Origin of the sequence: Fibrobacter sp. UWH9 (assembly GCF_900129715.1) — a bacterium.
Classification (GTDB): Bacteria; Fibrobacterota; Fibrobacteria; order Fibrobacterales; family Fibrobacteraceae; genus Fibrobacter.
In genome coordinates, this window is record NZ_FQWP01000002.1 from 54,617 (window position 1) to 71,170 (window position 16,554).

Here is a 16,554-nt window from a genome sequence, read left to right on the forward strand (position 1 = left end):
CGCAAAAAAAATCGCAAGCGCCCTCGTCGAAAAGGAACTTCTGCTGGAGACAACAACCCTTGAAGGAAAAAGTTACTGCGTCTATAACGTATTTCTGAGCCGGTGGCTAGAAAGGCTGAATTAGAAGCATTTTGAAGGTTTAGCCTAGTCCTTAAGGCAACGCAAACTTTGACCGTAGTCCTTGCCGTTGTAGATCTGGTAGGCGTAGTCGCCACTGTAGTAGAAGTACAGGTACCACGCGACGTCGCGACCGTTCTCAGAAGCAGACCACAAGAAGGCGCCGTAGCCCTCACCGCTGACATCGCCATTGCTGCGCCTGTCACCGGCGGGGAGCACCGAGAAACCATACTTGTCGGTCCCGTTACCGCTCTTGCCGTTATAATCATTCCAGCCGCTGGTGGATTTCAACAACGAACCAGCGGTGTCGGAACCTCCGATGTAGGTGTACAGAGTACTGTACTCCTCGTCCGTGGGCACATGCCAGCCTTCTGGGCAAATGCCGCGGTGGGGGCTATTGGGGGTACAGGTCTTGCCATAGCCACACCTGGTTCCAGCATTTACACTGAACTGGGCAGCACTATCCATCACGGCACTCCAGGTATAAAGGCGACCGTACTTGTCGCAGTTGGAAGCCTTGTTTTCGTAGCACCAACTGGTGGAATCGGAAGTGTAACTGCTGTAATTGTACTTCACGCCAGTGTATGCGTAGTTCAGGTTTTCCGCCATCCAGGTCTGGGTGCCGATGGTGACGGTCTTGTAAACTTGGTTGTCGCGGGAATCGGTCAGAGTACCGTAGACGGGAGATCCCGGGTCGGTGCCCGGGATGACACTCGAAGAAGAACTGCTTGCGACAGAAGAAGAGGATGTTACGGAACTTGAAGATTCTTCCGAACTGGAACTAGCGACAGAGCTGCTACTTTTTGCAGAGGAACTGCTAGATCCTTCGCTATCGCTCAGGATGACACTGGAAGAGGAACTTGCAACCTCGCCAACAACATCCCAGGAGCCTTCCACGCAATTCAACTCGCGGTCTTCTTCATAAAGGTAAGCTGACAGGCCTTCTCTTGACCCCGTGCAGCCAGGCAGATTTTCTTCAACGTCCGCAATCATATCGTAATGGACCCACTTACGATCCTTGCAAATGAAACCTTCCTTTGTCCCATTAATAAAGTTAACGAAACCTTCCCCGCTTTCTGTACAGCTGGGCAAATTTTCTTCAGACTCAACAGAAGAAATGTTTGTGTCCTCATGGTTATTACCCGGTCCGTTTGCTGAACCGTCGTCGCCACATGCGGCAAGGCCCAAAGCCAGAGCAAAGGCTACAAAGCCAAACTTTACCACTTTCTTTCCAAAAAATTTCTTGTTCATTGAATCTACTCCCTGGGGCAAGGTTTGCATACTCGCACCATACATTAACGTTTCAAGTATAACTTAATTTACAGGTTCTTGCCCGTGACCGAAATTCCAACAACGTTTGTCAAGCTATTCCCTAAAGCTTGCGTTCAGGGAATTGGTGAGCCAATCAGCAAAGCTTGCGTCGCTGGGCATTCTCCAGTCGGCACGAGGCGACAGGGAGATGGTCCCCACCTTGGGGCCGTCGGGAATGCAGCTGCGCTTGAACTGCTGGGTAAAGAAGCGGCGTACAAACAAAGTAAGGCAGCGTTCCAGTTCTTCGTCGGGATAAAGACCGGCGAAGGCATGCTTTGCCAGGAACAGCATCTTTGCAGGTTCTGCGCCGTACTTTGCAAAATGGTACAGATAGAAATCGTGAATTTCGTAGGCGCCAAGGATGGATTCGGTCTTCTGGGCAATCTGGCCGTTGGCGTCGGCAGGCAGAAGTTCCGGAGAAACGGGAGTATCCAAAATGTCGCGAAGCACTGCAGAAAGCGCATCGGCGAACTTGAAAGCAGCAGTCTCGTCGGCGGAGCCAGCGGCTACATCTGCGGCAAAGAAATTGCGGGCGCGATCAGCATACCAGGCCACCACATGACGCACCAAAGTCTTGGGAATGTCGCAGTTCACGGCGTACATGGACATATGGTCAGCGTTATAGGTGCTCCAGCCCAGAGCGATTTCAGAAAGGTCGCCGGTACCTACCACAATGCCACCTTCCTTGTTGGCAACGTCCATGAGAATCTGGGTGCGTTCGCGGGCCTGGACGTTTTCGTAAGTCACGTTCAGCACGGCAGGATCATGACCGATGTCGCTGAAGTGCTGCATGCAGGCGTCCTTGATGGACACGGTGCGCAGTTCAACGCCCAAAAGGTTTGCCATTTCCACCGCATTATTCTTGGTGCGGTTGGTCGTACCAAAGCCAGGCATGGTCAGCACCAGGATTTCAGAGGCGGGGCGATTCAACAGTTTGAAAGTTTCGGCAATGACCAGCAAAGCCAAGGTGGAATCCAGGCCACCGCTCAGGCCAACAACAACACGCTTGGAGCGGGAAGCCTCGATACGCTTGGCCAAGCCCGCACACTGAATGTTAAAGATTTCCTTGCAGTTGGCATCACGAGTTTCGATGTTACCCGGCACAAAAGGCGTGGGGCAAACATAACGATACTTGAGAGCGTCTGCAGAACCCGATTCGTCAAAGGAAATTTCTGGCAGGGGGCCAAATTCTGCAGCAGTCGCAAAATAGGGAGTAGAATCGAAGTCCTGGAAGGAACCTTCGCTCAAGCGCTGCATATTCAGGCGCTGCACATCCACGTCGGCGTAAATGATTTCGGAGTCGCGGCCATAGGTCTTGCTTTCGGCCAGCATACTTCCGTTTTCAGAAATCATCAAGTGACCGCTGAACACCATGTCCGTAGTAGATTCCTGCACACCTGCAGAAGAATAGACATAAGCGGCCATGCAACGGGCCGACTGGTTCATGACCAGGTTACGGCGGTAATCCCCCTTCCCTACCAGAGCATCGCTGGCAGAAAGATTCAGAATCACGTTGGCTCCAGCCAGGGCAAGTTCACCGCTGGGCGGCATGGGAGTCCAAAGGTCTTCGCAAAGTTCCACGCCAAAGCAAATTTCGGAACCGTCCAGACAACCCGTGCGGATAAAGTTGGTTACCGGTACTTCGCCAAAACCCGGGAAATCCCAGGAAATACGATCTGCAGAATTCAGCAAGTCGCGTCCGCTATTAAAGTGGCGCTTTTCGTAGAATTCACGCTGGTTGGGCAAATGAATTTTCGGAGTCACCGCAATCAGGTTTCCGCGTTGCACAAAGGCAGCACAGTTATAGAGGCGGCCAAACATGCGCAAGGGCAAACCCACCGCCACAATCATATCGGTATCGGCAAATGCTTCTGCAATCTTCTGCAAGCTGGCATAAGCGTTCTTCAGCAGCAGTTCCTGATGGAACAAGTCACTGCAAGTATAACCCGTAATGCAAAGTTCCGGGAACACCGTTACCGCAGCCCCCTCAGCCTGGGCAAGCTTACCGCAACGGATAATTTCAGTAGTATTAAAAGCAGTGTCCGCAACCTTCAGGTTGGGGCAGACAGAAGCAAATCGATAAAATCCGAACATACTGTAAATATAAAAAAGGTCCCCCTCGCGGGAGACCCTTCTTCACTCAAATAACATCTAGTTCCGCGAACTTGCCAAGCTGATTATTTAGAATTCAGCCCCAGCTTGTTCATGCGGTAGTTCATCATGCGGGGGCTTACGCCCAGTTCGCGGCCAGCAGCAGAAATGTTTCCGTTGTGGCGCTTGATGGCTTCGGTAATCAATTCGCGTTCGTAGTTATTCATCATCACATCCAGCGGGGCGCTCTTCATTTCGGCAGAAATGATGGAGCCGGTGCTAAGGCTGGTCTGCAGCGAAGGCGGCAGGTTGTAGCTGTGGATGCAATCGTCAGCGGCAGTGAGAACTGCACGCTCCATGCAGTTTTCAAGTTCACGGACGTTACCCGGCCAATGATAGCTCATGAGCAAGTTGATGGCCGTTGTAGACAAACGAGCGACCTTCTTGTTGTAGCGCAGGTTCATCTTTTCGATGAAATGTTCTGCCAGCAAGATGATGTCGCTCTGGCGCTTGGCCAGATCCGGCATGGAAATCGGGAAAATGTTCAGACGGTAGAACAAGTCTTCGCGGAACAGTTTCTTTTCCATCAGTTCTTCCAGGTTGCGGCTAGTTGCAGCCAGGAAGCGGACATCGGAATGAAGCTCTTCGTTACTACCCACGCGGCTGAAAGTCTTTTCTTGCAGGAAGCGCAACAGCTTCACCTGGGTCTGCATGGTGAGATCGCCAATTTCGTCCAGGAACAGAGTGCCGCCATTGGCTGCTTCTGCACGACCGATACGGCGGTTCACGGCGCCAGTAAAGGCACCCTTTTCGTGACCGAAGAGTTCGCTTTCTACAAGGTTTTCGGGAAGGGCGGCACAGTTCAGGGTAATGAACGGCTTGTCCTTACGGGCAGACAGGTTCACGATAGCGCGGGCGATCATTTCCTTACCGGTACCGCTACCACCACGAATCAAAACGGTAGCATCGGAAGGAGCCACCTGGCGAACCTGTTCGTACACAATCTGCATTTCGCGGCAGTTACCCACCAGTTCCGTGGGATTGCCAGACAACATGTCACGGAGTTTCTGGTTTTCTTCCAGCAAGGCGGCATGTTCAGAATGGACTTCCTGGCATTCGTTGGCTGCATCACCCGTAATGTTGGCGATAATTTCCAGCAAGGCCACATCGTGGTCCAAGTCCGTGTTCACATCCACCGGACGGTCCACAGAAAGGGTTCCAATCAGCTCCTCGTCATGAATCAGGGGCACGCAAATAAAGGCCACCTGGCTATCGTAATTACGAGAGCCAGTGCGGTTCAGGAATCTGGAATCCTTGCGCAGGTCAGGAATCACATGGCTACGGCGAGTTTCAGCCACATGTCCAGTAATACCTTCACCGATATGATACTGGCCCAGCTGCTTTTCAGCTTCAGTCATGCCATGGGAGGCTTCAATCTTCAGGGTATCGCCAAAACGCAACGTGAAAGTACCGCGCAACATGCCAAGTTCTGTGTCCAGAATGGCAAGAACGTTGCTCAGCAGCTTTTCAGCGTCGCGTTCATGGATAATGGCAGCGCTGATTTTCTGGATGACAGATATTTCTGGACCGATGGGCTGTTTCATAATAGTCTCTAGGTTCGGGTCTTTTTCAGGCACTCTTGTTTTTATAAAAATTGCGGGGCCTGTCAGCAATCCTTATAAGAATCCTTTATAAAATACATTCGATTTTACATGAAATGTAAGATTTTCACAAATTCTACATAGGATTTTGCAAATTCCGTGCTAATTTTTACAATTTTTCCTTAATACGCTTCAGGGCAACCTTGGTCTGTTCGTGGTCACCGAAGGCGGTCAAGCGGAAATAACCTTCGCCGCAGGGGCCAAAGCCACTACCCGGAGTACCCACCACTTCGCAAGTGCCAAGGAGGCGATCGAAGAAGTCGAAGGACTTTTCGCCGTTTTCAAGTTTCCACCAGATGTAGGGAGCATGTTCGCCACCAAAGACGGTGTAGCCGGCAGCAGTCAATTCAGAGCGGATCATGAAAGCGGTATCCATGTAGCCCTTGATCACAGCCTTGGTCTGTTCCCAACCTACGGGGCTGTAGATGGATTCGGCAGCGCGCTGCACAACGTAGTTCACACCGTTAAACTTGGTGCACTGGCGGCGATTCCACATGGCGCGGAGCTTGCCCAGTTCGTGAGGAACGATGGTGTAGGCGCAACGGACGCCGGTAAAGCCAGCAGTCTTACTGAAGCTGCGGAATTCAATGGCGCAGGTGCGGGCACCCGGAATTTCATAAATGGAGTGAGGCAGGGATTCATCCTGGATGTAGCAGTTGTAAGCACCATCGAAGAGGATGATGGCACCTGTTTCGTTGGCGTAGTCCACAAACTTCTGGAGGGTTTCGCGGGAAAGAACGGTACCGGTGGGGTTGTTGGGGCTGCACAGGTAAATCAGCTGCACCGGGTTCTTGGGAAGGTCCGGCTGGAAATTGTTTTCGGCAGTAGAAGCCAGGTAGGTGACTTCAGAAAAATGGCCGTCTTCCTGCATAAAGCCGGTACGGCCAGCCATCACGTTAGAATCCAGATAGACAGGATAAACCGGGTCGGGAATGGCGATCTTCACGTCGGCAGCAAAAAGTTCCTGGATGTTGGCCACGTCGCACTTGGAACCGTCACTGACGAACACATCGTCCGGATCCATTTCGACACCGCGGGGAGTATATTCGCCGCGAATGATGGCTTCGCGCAAAAAGTCATAACCCTGTTCCGGACCGTAACCGCGGAAGGTGTTCTTGCATGCCATTTCGTCTACGGCCTTGTGCATGGCTTCAATAGCGGCAGGGATAATGGGAGTGGTCACGTCGCCGATACCCAGACGGATAATGTCGGCATTGGCGTGGGTGCCCTGGTATTCCTTGATCTTCTTGGCGATAGTAGAGAAAAGGTAGCTGCCAGGAAGACGATCGTAAAATGGATTAATGATAGATTCGTTCATAATAAAAGTGGTTAGTGATTAGTGGTTAGTGGTTAGTGAACGGGCGAAGCCCTTATCTTTTTTGCGAGCACCAGCTCGCCACTCTAAAAAAGAACTGTCAACTAACCACTGTTTACTTTGTTTAAATTTCACCTTTTTGACGCATGGCGGCGAGCTAAACCTCGCCTCTGAAGCATTCCTTAGCGGGGCCGGTCATCAAAACCGGGCCACCTTCTTCGTGCTTGATGTGGAGGGTTCCGCCATCCAGGACCACGTCGGATTCCAGGCCAACGCGACCGGTGCGCTGGGCAGCCACCAGAGTGGCGCAACTGCCGGTACCGCAAGCCATGGTCACGCCACAGCCGCGTTCCCACACGCGCATACGGATCTTGCCGGGAGCCACCACCTGAGCAAATTCAATGTTGCAGCGGTCCGGGAACTGCTTATCGTGTTCCAGGACAACGCCCCAGTTTTCAAGCTGGATCTTTTCGATATCGTCTACAAAAATCACGGTATGGGGATTGCCCATAGAGACCGTTTCACCGGTAAAATCAAAGGAGCCTGCAGAGAGCTTGATGGTGCCCAGGAAATCACGGGGAGCACCCATGTCTACGCAAACCTGCATTTTTTCTAGGTCTGCGGCACTTGCTGCGGAACCCAAAATACTCGGCTTGATCAGACCGCTCTTGGTGTGCAGAACAAAAGAGGTCCCGTTGCCCAGGCCACGAGACACAATAAACTTTGCAACGCAACGGGTGGCGTTTCCGCACATGGCGGCTTCGGAACCGTCAGCATTAAAAATGCGCATTTCGAAATCTACACCATTGCCTTTCTTGTTCCAGTCGTAGCCGGCACGGACATCCTTCTCGCCCACCACATATTCTTCGGAGCTAGAAAGCGGAGTCACCACCACCACGCCATCGGCACCAATGCCAAAACGACGGTCGCACAGTTCAATCACGCGCTGGTCCAGGGCTGCACCCGGAGTCATATCAAAAGCTTCACCCGGTTCCACCAGAACGAAGTCGTTTCCGAGGCCGGTCCACTTGGAGAATTTCATTGACATAAATTGTAATCCTTATTTTCGCCCTCAAATAGCAAAAAGCATGCCATTTTTACATTTTCAGTAAAAGTTGAAATTTTCGCTAAAAAAGGGAATTTATAAGGATGACGTCAATTTCACGATTTGAAAGTGTTTACATATTTTGTAAAAACAACTTTTGTATTTTACATCATTTGTAAAGTTTACTTTTTCGGTAAAATCAGTCTTTTATGCAACGGACAGATGCACCATACTTTTTACTGCCAGGCCAGAAATCAACCTCACCAGAATAATAGCCAAATCGTGCTTCCCAGGCGTTATATCCATTATCTTCAGTGCTGGCCCAGAATTCCGTGCGTTCGCCTGCACCGCCAAAACGATCAGGATCTTCCCAAAAGCCCGTAGGCACTGCAGAAAAACCGTAATCATCCGTTCCGTTTCCATTTTCTGCCCAACCATCTGTAGCCTTCAACTTCGGAGCAGCAGTAAACCTACCTCCCACCGCACTAAACAAGGTATTCCACTCGTCTTTGCTGGGAATATGCCAGCCTTCCGGACAAACACCACGGGTTTTCAAATTAGGCCTTTCGCAGACATGATCCCAGTTGCCTTCGGCATAACCGCAATGCTTGCCCGCCGTTCCAAATACAGCAGCAGAATCCATGGCGGCACTCCACAAATACAGGCGACCAAACTGAGCGCAGGATTCCGGATTATTTTCGAAACAGATGCTGGAAGAATCCAAAGTCGCCGTCGGAAGATTGTAGGCATAGTTCAGATTTTCAGCCATCCAGGTCTGCGTTCCGATAGTCACCGTCTTGTAAGTCTTACCGTCACGGGCATCCGTCATGGACCCCTTCACAACGGTCGAGGGATCAACAAGCGAAGCGGAAGAGGAAGAATTGTCCTGAGTCCCACTAGATTCCATTATACAACGAGCCGAGACAACAATTTCCTTTTCCAAAGAACTTCTCGACGGTTTCGGGCTCTCGTAGCCAAAAACGAAGCCAATACTTTCTTCACAGGAAGCCCCTCCCACCGTGCAATTTTCCGTGGCAGTCCAGAAAATAGCGGAGCTGCCATTGGAAGAGAAAAATCCATAAGATCCATAACCAGCAGCCAACACAGCAAAGTCATAATCATTTTTAGGTGGCATGCCCCCAGCCCATCCCTGGGAGAATCTTAAGTCTGCATCACCCACTTCATCAACCAGGGCATACCAGTCCAATTCACTGGGCAGAGTCCAGCCTTCGGGACAAGCATCCGTTGCGGCATCCCAGGAATACAGGCGACCAAAAACTTCGCAATAACCAGAGTCATCGTTATAGCAGGCGCTGCCTTGAGCTGTTTCGTAGTTCAAGTTCTCGGCCATCCAGACCTGGTTACCAACCTTCACCGTCTTGTAGGTCTTGCCATCACGGGAATCGGTAAAGGTTCCGTCAGAATTGAGATCGCCCGCAGGGTTTGATCCTGAAGAAACGGAGCTGCTGGATTTATTGAAAACAGAAGAACTTGATCCTACCGATTCCACCGAGCTACCGGATTCGTCAACCGTAGAACTTGACAAGTTCACAACCTCCGCAGAGGACAAAGTTTCCGTCGCGGAACTCGTAATCAAGTTCTGTGATGAACTCAAATTTTCATCAGCAGAGGAACTGCTTTCAAATTCGGGATTATTATCTTCGCTGGACGAGGTACCGCCATCACTGCCGCAAGCAGAAAATACTCCGCACAAGGCAAGACCAAAGCCTAATGTAGCAAGACGATTCATACAAACTCCTAACCTTTTCGAACAAAAAAAAGATAACACCTTTTCGCGTTAACTAATGTAAAAAAAAACAAACAAAAATCAAGTAAAGAAAAAATTGAAAACACACCCCATCTAAAATTATCTATACTTTCTTTTATGAGATACGCAGTAATTACAGGCGCCAGCTCGGGCATCGGCGCCGAATTCGCAAAGGATTTGTCTGCCCGCGGTTATGGCCTTATTCTGGTTGCACGTCGTGAAGATCGACTGCAGGCCTTGGCCAAGGAATTAGGTACCCCCGCAGAAGTTTTCACTGCAGACCTTTCCAGCCAAAGCGAATGCGAACGCCTGGGAGAATTCCTGGAGAAGTTCGACGTGGGCGTGTTCATCAACAACGCAGGCTTCGGCGACTGCGGCGCCTTCGCCGAAACAGACCTGAACAAGGAACTGCGCATGATCAACGTGAACGTGATTGCGCTGCATCTGCTTTCGAAATTGGCGGTCCGCATTCTGGCCAAGAACGGTGGCCACCTCTTGAACGTAGGCTCCAGCGCAGGCCTGATGCCTTCCGGCCCCTACATGGCCACCTACTACGCCACCAAGGCCTACGTGGTCAGCCTCACCCAGGCTATCGCCATGGAACTTCAGGAATCAAGGTCTAACGTATCCGCCAGCGTTCTCTGCCCGGGCCCCGTAAAGACGGAATTCAACGACGTGGCCAACGTACAGTTCGCCCTGCCGGGAATCTCCCCCAAGTTCTGCGCCAGTTACGCCCTCAAGCAGATGTTCAAGAAGAAGACCATCATCGTTCCCAGCCTCTTCATGAAACTTGCCACCATAGCAGGAAAACTCCTCCCCCGCTACGTCGCCTCTAAGGTGGCCGGCACCCAGCAGAAAAAGAAGTTGGGCAAGGCATAAAACGCCAGACATCCAAAAGATTTCTAAAAAAACAAAATCCAGCCTCCCGAAGGAGACTGGATTTTTTTGGGGGTTAGGAGGATCCTTTGATTCGCTTTTTCAGCGATATTCATCTTTACAGGAAATAAGATACAAACTTTTTGGTGGGTGAGTCAGATAACAAAAAATCAAACTATTAAAAGTGTGTTAAGTGATATATTCTAGACCCTTTTTTTTAATCAAAATGGAACGTTTAATCCCAAAAAAAACATTCCACGCCGGACTATAAAAAATGGGCCGCCGGCAGTTTTACCCACCAGCGACCCGTGTTGTTACACAAGGAACTCTTTTAGCGTAAAGCGGAAAGTTTAAAGCGTAAAGACATTACCCTTTATCCTTTAACCTTTATCCTATAAGCTCTTGACCTTTGCCTTTGCGTCGGCCATGGCTCTTACAACCAGGCTAGCTCCGTTAGCGCAGTCACCTACAGCGTAGATGTTGCGGGACGGATCCTGAATGATTGCAGTACGCGGAGTCAATTCAAGGCCCAGGTCCTTCACAATACCTTCAGCCGGAACGCCGGTAAAGCCCATAGCCAGAACCACCAAATCAGCGTCAATGATTTCTGTAGAATTGGGAACTTCATTAGGCTTGATGGGACGACCGTTGGGAGCCATTTCCCATTCAACCTTCACGGCTTCTACGCCAGCCACCTTGCCATCCTTCACAATGAACTGCTTGGAAGACACATTCCAGCGACGTTCGCCACCTTCGTGGTGAGCATAGCTGGTGCGCAGCATGTACGGCCAATCCGGCCACGGAGTAGACGGGGAACGTTCTTCAGGAGGCTTGGGCATGAATTCCACCTGGAGAACGCTCTTGCAGCCTTCACGGAGGGATTTGCCCACGCAGTCGTTACCGGTGTCGCCACCGCCAATGATCAAGACCTTCTTGCCCTTGGCATTATACTTTTCACCTTCACCATGAAGGAAGTCCAGAGCCAGGTAGATACCTTCTGCATCGCGTCCAGGAATGTTCAAATCGCGAGCGTTGGGAGTACCGATAGCCAGGAACAGGTAATCGAAATTCTTGCGGATGTATTCAGCAGAAATGTCCTTGCCGATTTCGCAGTTGCAGACAAACTTGATGCCAGCCTTTTCCATGAGGGAAACGCGACGGTCGATGACTTCCTTTTCCAGCTTCCAGTTAGGAATGCCGTAACGGAGGAGGCCGCCAACCTTGGGCTTCTTTTCGTAGACGGTTACTGCGTAACCCTTGCGGCGGAGGCTTTCTGCAGCAAAGAGGCCTGCAGGACCAGAACCGATCACAGCCACCGTCTTGCCGTTGGGAGCAGCTTCGGGCAGTTCCACCCAGCCTTCCTTGAAGGCGGTTTCGATCATAAACTTTTCCACCTGGCGAACCATGACGGCGTCATCGTTCAATTGGCGGGTGCAACTTGCTTCGCAGAGGGCGGGGCAAACACGGCCCGTGAATTCCGGGAAGAAAGCAGTCTTGCTGATAATGTCGTAGCCCTTGCGGATGTCGCCTGCAGCTACGGCGGTATTAAATTCGGGAATGAGGTTACCCAGAGGGCAGCCTGCTCCATGGCAGAAGGGAATGCCACAGTCTGCGCAGCGGCCTGCCTGTGCCTTAATTTCTTCTTCTGTGAAGAGGCGTTCAACTTCCTTCAAGTCCTTAACGCGTTCTTCTACGGGGCGGTACACGTCCTGGATTCTCTGTACTAATGCCATATAATGTTCCTTATTTAGCGTAAAGCGGAAAGGTTAAAGGTTAAAGTAGTGTAAAGCGGAAAGTTCTATTTAGCGTAAAGCGGAAAGTTTAAAGGTTAAAGAAACTCCTTCAACCTTTAAACTTTATCCTATAAGCTTTAAACTACAACTTGGCAAGAGCGTTGCGGTATTCCACCGGGAAGACCTTCACGAACTTCGGACGAGAGTTGTTCCAGTCTTCGAGAATGCGCTTACCCTTTTCAGAGCCGGTAGCTTCCACATGCTGACGGATGATGTCCAGCAATTCGGTTTCGCTTTCGGTACCCGGGAGAACGCTTTCCAAGTCAACGGAATCCACGTTGCAGCTCAAGTCGAAGTGACCGGTTTCGTCATAGACGTAAGCGAAGCCACCAGTCATACCTGCTGCGAAGTTCACGCCTACACGACCCAGCACAACCACGCGGCCACCAGTCATGTATTCGCAACCATGGTCACCCACGCCTTCGGTAACGAGAAGCATACCGGAGTTACGGATACCAAAGCGTTCGCCAGCAAGACCATTGATGAACACCTTACCGCTAGTACCACCGTAGCCGATCACGTTACCGGCGATAACGTTGTCTTCAGCCTTGAAGGTTGCGTTCTTGGACGGGCGAACGATGATCTTACCACCGCTAAGGCCCTTGCCCATAAAGTCGTTGACTTCACCTTCGATATCGAGGGTTACACCCGGTGCGAGGAAGGCGCCAAAGCTCTGGCCAGCCACACCCTGCAGGTGAACCTTGATGGTATCTTCCGGCAGGCCCTTTGCACCAAAGTGTTCAGCCACTTCACCAGAAAGTTCAGTACCCACGGTACGGTCCACGTTGTGGATCATGGCGGAAATTTCTACCGGCTTGCCGGTCTTCAGGGTATCCTGTACGAAAGGCAGGAGTTCGCGACGGTCGAAGTTCACCAGTTCTTCAGGAACGAAGTTCGGGTCATGCTTCTTGATCTGTTCCTTACCGTTACCGGCATCCACAGAAGCGAAGATCTTGCTGAAGTCCAGCTTCTTTGCCTTGTAGAATTCGATTGCAGAATTCATGTCAAGGAGATCGTTACGACCGCAGGCTTCATCCAAGCTCTTGAGGCCAAGGCTTGCGAGAATTTCACGAACTTCGTCAGCGATGAAGAACAGGAAGTTTTCAACGTATTCCGGCTTGCCCTTGAAGTGCTTACGGAGTTCCGGATCCTGAGTTGCGAGACCCATGGGGCACTGGTTGGTATGGCACTTACGGTCCATAATACAGCCAAGGCTTGCCAACAGGTTGGTAGCGAAACCGAATTCTTCTGCACCGAGGAGGGCTGCGATCACAACGTCACGACCAGTCTTCAACTGACCATCCACCTGGAGCTTCACGCGGCCGCGGAGGTCGTTAAGAACGAGAGTCTGTTCTGCTTCGGCAATACCCAATTCCCAGGGAAGACCGGCATGCTTGATAGAAGTCAGCGGAGATGCACCGGTACCGCCATCGTGGCCGGAGATAAGGACCACGTCAGCATGAGCCTTGGCAACACCTGCAGCAACCGTACCCACACCCACTTCAGAAACCAACTTCACGGAAACGCGAGCCTTGGGGTTGGAGTTACGGAGGTCATAGATCAACTGAGCCAAGTCTTCGATAGAGTAAATATCGTGATGCGGCGGAGGAGAAATGAGGGACACATTCGGGATGGAGTGACGGATGCGAGCCACAAATTCGTTCACCTTGTGAGCAGGCAGCTGGCCACCTTCACCGGGCTTTGCACCCTGAGCCATCTTGATCTGCAAATCCTTTGCCTTGCGGAGGTAATCGATGGTCACACCGAAACGACCAGAAGCGATCTGACGGATAGCGCTGCTACGGATATCGCCGTTGGGAGCCGGAGTATCGCGATCCGGATCTTCACCACCTTCACCGCAGTTGCTCATGGCACCGTTACGGTTCATAGCAATAGCGATAGCTTCATGAGCTTCCGGGCTCAAGGAACCAAGGCTCATTGCGCCAGCAACAAAGTGCTTGATGATGGATTCGCGGGATTCCACTTCGGAGATATCGATGGGAGTAGTTTCCTTGAACTTGAAGAGACCGCGGAGAGTTGCCAAGCGCTGTGACTGATCGTCAACGAGCTTGGAGTAAGTCTTGAACTTGGAGTAGTCACCCAGCTGAACAGCCTGACGGAATGCGCCCAGAGACTGGGGGGTCCACAAGTGCATTTCGCCATCCTTGCGGAACTTGTACTGACCACCTTCCTTCAGGATCGGGCTAGCGTCCTTCAGGGAAATGTTGTTGCGCTGTTCCACTTCCTGGGCGATTTCAGCAAGACCGATACCTTCGATGCGGCTTGCAGTACCCGGGAGGAATTTTTCGATAATTTCGTGGTTCAGACCAACAGCTTCGAAGATCTGTGCGCTACGGTAGCTACGGAGAGTTGAGATACCCATCTTGGACATGATCTTCAGAAGACCCTTGTCCACAGCCTTCACGTAGTTGGCAGCGGCGGTGACAGGACCCACATCCAGTTCGCCGGTGTGGCACATGTTGGTGATGCTCTGGAATGCCAGATACGGGTTGATGACGGTTGCGCCGTAACCCAGGAGCAAAGCGAAATGCATGACTTCGCGAACTTCACCGGACTGGACGATCAAACCGATTTCCGGACGGACACCTGCTTCAACCAAGGTACGGTTTACAGCTGCGGTTGCCAGGAGAGACGGCATGGGAACATAGCCCCAATCCACATTCTTATCAGAAAGAACGATAATGTTGAAACCTTCCTGAACGGCACGGACAGCGTCGCCAGCCAGGTTCTGCAAGGCAGCTTCAAGAACTTCGCCGTTACCACCCATGGGGAACTGCATCTTGAGCACCTTGGCCTTGAAGCTCTTATCGCCAATGTTTTCGAAGTGCTTGATTTCGTCTTCAGTAACAATGGGACGAGGAATCTTGATGAGGTGAGCCTGTTCCGGAGTTTCTTCCAGAATGTTACCATGGTTACCGATGTAAGTGGTAAGGGACATGACCAGTTCTTCACGAATCGGGTCGATAGGCGGATTGGTGACCTGAGCGAAGAGCTGCTTGAAGTAGTTGAACAGGGGCTGGGGCTTATCGGAAAGGACAGCCAGAGCAGCGTCGTTACCCATAGAACCGATAGGTTCCTGACCATTCTTGGCCATGGGCTGCAAAATGACACTCAGATCTTCGGCAGAGTAGCCGAAACGCTTCTGCTGGATCAGCAAATCATCAGGTACGTCAGACGGATTAATTTCGCTGAAGAGGCCACGGACGCTCATCTTGTTTTCGGCGACCCAACGACGGTAGGGTTTGCTACGAGCAACGAAAGCCTTCATTTCGGCATTCTTCAAGATACGATGGTTTTCGATATCCAGGTAGATAATTTCACCGGGTTTCAGACGGCCCTTTTCTTCTACTTCGTCATCGTTAATATCGAGAACGCCAGTTTCAGAAGCCATCACGAAGAGGCCATCCTTGCAGAGGGTATAACGTGCGGGACGAAGACCGTTACGGTCCAGGATTGCACCTGCGTTTACACCGTCAGAGAATGCGACTGCAGCAGGACCATCCCACGGTTCCATGAGCATGGATTCATATTCGAAGAAGCCACGGACGTCGCGGCCCATATAATGCTTAGCACCCCAAGCCTGCGGCATCATCATGAGGATAGCGTGCGGGAGGCTACGGCCTGCAGCCACCAGCAATTCAAACATGTTATCGAGGCTAGCGGAGTCACTCTGGCCGCCGGCAATCAGCGGCAAGCACTTCTGGAGATCGTCGCCAATGCGTTCGCTCTTCAGGTGGGGTTCACGAGCCTTCAGGCTGTTCAAGTTACCGCGGAGGGTATTGATTTCACCGTTGTGAGCCAGGTAGCGGAACGGATGAGCCAGAGGCCAGGTGGGGAAAGTATTGGTGGAGTAGCGCTGATGAACGAGAGCGATGGGGCTTTCGAAATCAACGTCATTCAGATCCTTATAGAAGGCTTCGATCTGAATAGCAAGGAGAAGACCCTTATAAACGATAGTCTTGCTGGAGCAGGAGCAGATGTACAGGCTTTCGCAGGCCTTTTCAATCTGACGGCGCAGCACAAAGAGCTTGATTTCAGCATTTTCCGGCTTGGAAGCGTCGAAAATGTACTGACGGATATGGGGAAGAGTTTCGCGAGCGGTACGACCAATAGCGTTGGGGTCTACCGGAACTTCACGAACATGGAGAACAGGGCAACCTTCGGCTGCAGCAAGTTCCTTAATCTTTTCGTCGTAGGAATCAGCGGCAACGGAGTTGTCTACAAAAACCATGGCCACACCGTACTTTTCAGGAAGGTCGCTGTAGATCTTCTTGAAGAACTTGTGGGGCATAGAAAGCAAAAGGCCAGCGCCATCACCCGTTTCCGGGTCGCCACCAGCCGCACCACGATGCATCAAACGCTTCAGAACAGTAATGCCCTGAAGCACAATCTGGTGCGATGCCACATTATTGATATTGGCTACGAGACCCACGCCGCAGGCGTCATGTTCGTTAGCCGGATTATAAAGAGCTTGAGCTTTCATTGTATTATTCCTTGTGTTTTATTTTTTCCGCGGCTTTATTGCAAAATGCGTGCCAAAATTTTTAAATCCCACA

General features: G+C 51.3%; 9 protein-coding genes. 1 reads left to right on the top strand and 8 read right to left on the bottom strand.

Going from position 1 to position 16,554, the window contains the following annotated elements; all coding sequences use genetic code 11:
- Nucleotides 1-144: 144 nt before the first annotated feature.
- The 6 genes from BUB94_RS02075 to BUB94_RS02100 form a co-directional block, all read right to left on the bottom strand.
- Entirely contained in the window at nucleotides 145-1,368 is a 1,224-nt protein-coding gene (locus BUB94_RS02075) for a fibrobacter succinogenes major paralogous domain-containing protein (RefSeq protein WP_073233792.1), read from the bottom strand.
- 114 nt (nucleotides 1,369-1,482) lie between these two features.
- Nucleotides 1,483-3,522, bottom strand: coding sequence for an NAD(+) synthase (locus BUB94_RS02080; protein WP_073233795.1), 2,040 nt, complete (start codon nucleotides 3,520-3,522; stop codon nucleotides 1,483-1,485).
- An 83-nt stretch (nucleotides 3,523-3,605) separates the two neighbouring features.
- Entirely contained in the window at nucleotides 3,606-5,123 is a 1,518-nt protein-coding gene (locus BUB94_RS02085; protein ID WP_073233798.1) for a sigma-54 interaction domain-containing protein, read from the bottom strand.
- A 166-nt stretch (nucleotides 5,124-5,289) separates the two neighbouring features.
- The gene (locus tag BUB94_RS02090; protein WP_073233800.1) at nucleotides 5,290-6,498 is read right to left on the bottom strand and encodes an LL-diaminopimelate aminotransferase; all 1,209 of its coding nucleotides are present in this window, start codon (nucleotides 6,496-6,498) and stop codon (nucleotides 5,290-5,292) included.
- Nucleotides 6,499-6,652: 154 nt separating this feature from the next.
- Nucleotides 6,653-7,543: a diaminopimelate epimerase gene (gene dapF, locus BUB94_RS02095; protein ID WP_073233803.1), complete on the bottom strand. Its 891-nt coding sequence runs from the start codon at nucleotides 7,541-7,543 to the stop codon at nucleotides 6,653-6,655.
- A 196-nt stretch (nucleotides 7,544-7,739) separates the two neighbouring features.
- Nucleotides 7,740-9,290: a fibrobacter succinogenes major paralogous domain-containing protein gene (locus tag BUB94_RS02100; protein ID WP_073233814.1), complete on the bottom strand. Its 1,551-nt coding sequence runs from the start codon at nucleotides 9,288-9,290 to the stop codon at nucleotides 7,740-7,742.
- A 135-nt stretch (nucleotides 9,291-9,425) separates the two neighbouring features.
- Between BUB94_RS02100 and BUB94_RS02105 the strand changes: the two genes are divergently transcribed.
- Nucleotides 9,426-10,187, top strand: a complete 762-nt coding sequence (locus BUB94_RS02105; RefSeq protein ID WP_073233817.1) for an SDR family NAD(P)-dependent oxidoreductase — start codon at nucleotides 9,426-9,428, stop codon at nucleotides 10,185-10,187.
- 389 nt (nucleotides 10,188-10,576) lie between these two features.
- On the opposite strand, the gene BUB94_RS02110 is transcribed toward BUB94_RS02105, so the two are convergent.
- Nucleotides 10,577-11,917: a glutamate synthase subunit beta gene (locus BUB94_RS02110; RefSeq protein ID WP_073156569.1), complete on the bottom strand. Its 1,341-nt coding sequence runs from the start codon at nucleotides 11,915-11,917 to the stop codon at nucleotides 10,577-10,579.
- 142 nt (nucleotides 11,918-12,059) lie between these two features.
- Complete coding sequence (gene gltB, locus BUB94_RS02115) at nucleotides 12,060-16,481, bottom strand: glutamate synthase large subunit (protein ID WP_073233820.1); 4,422 nt, start codon at nucleotides 16,479-16,481, stop codon at nucleotides 12,060-12,062.
- Nucleotides 16,482-16,554 lie beyond the last annotated feature (73 nt).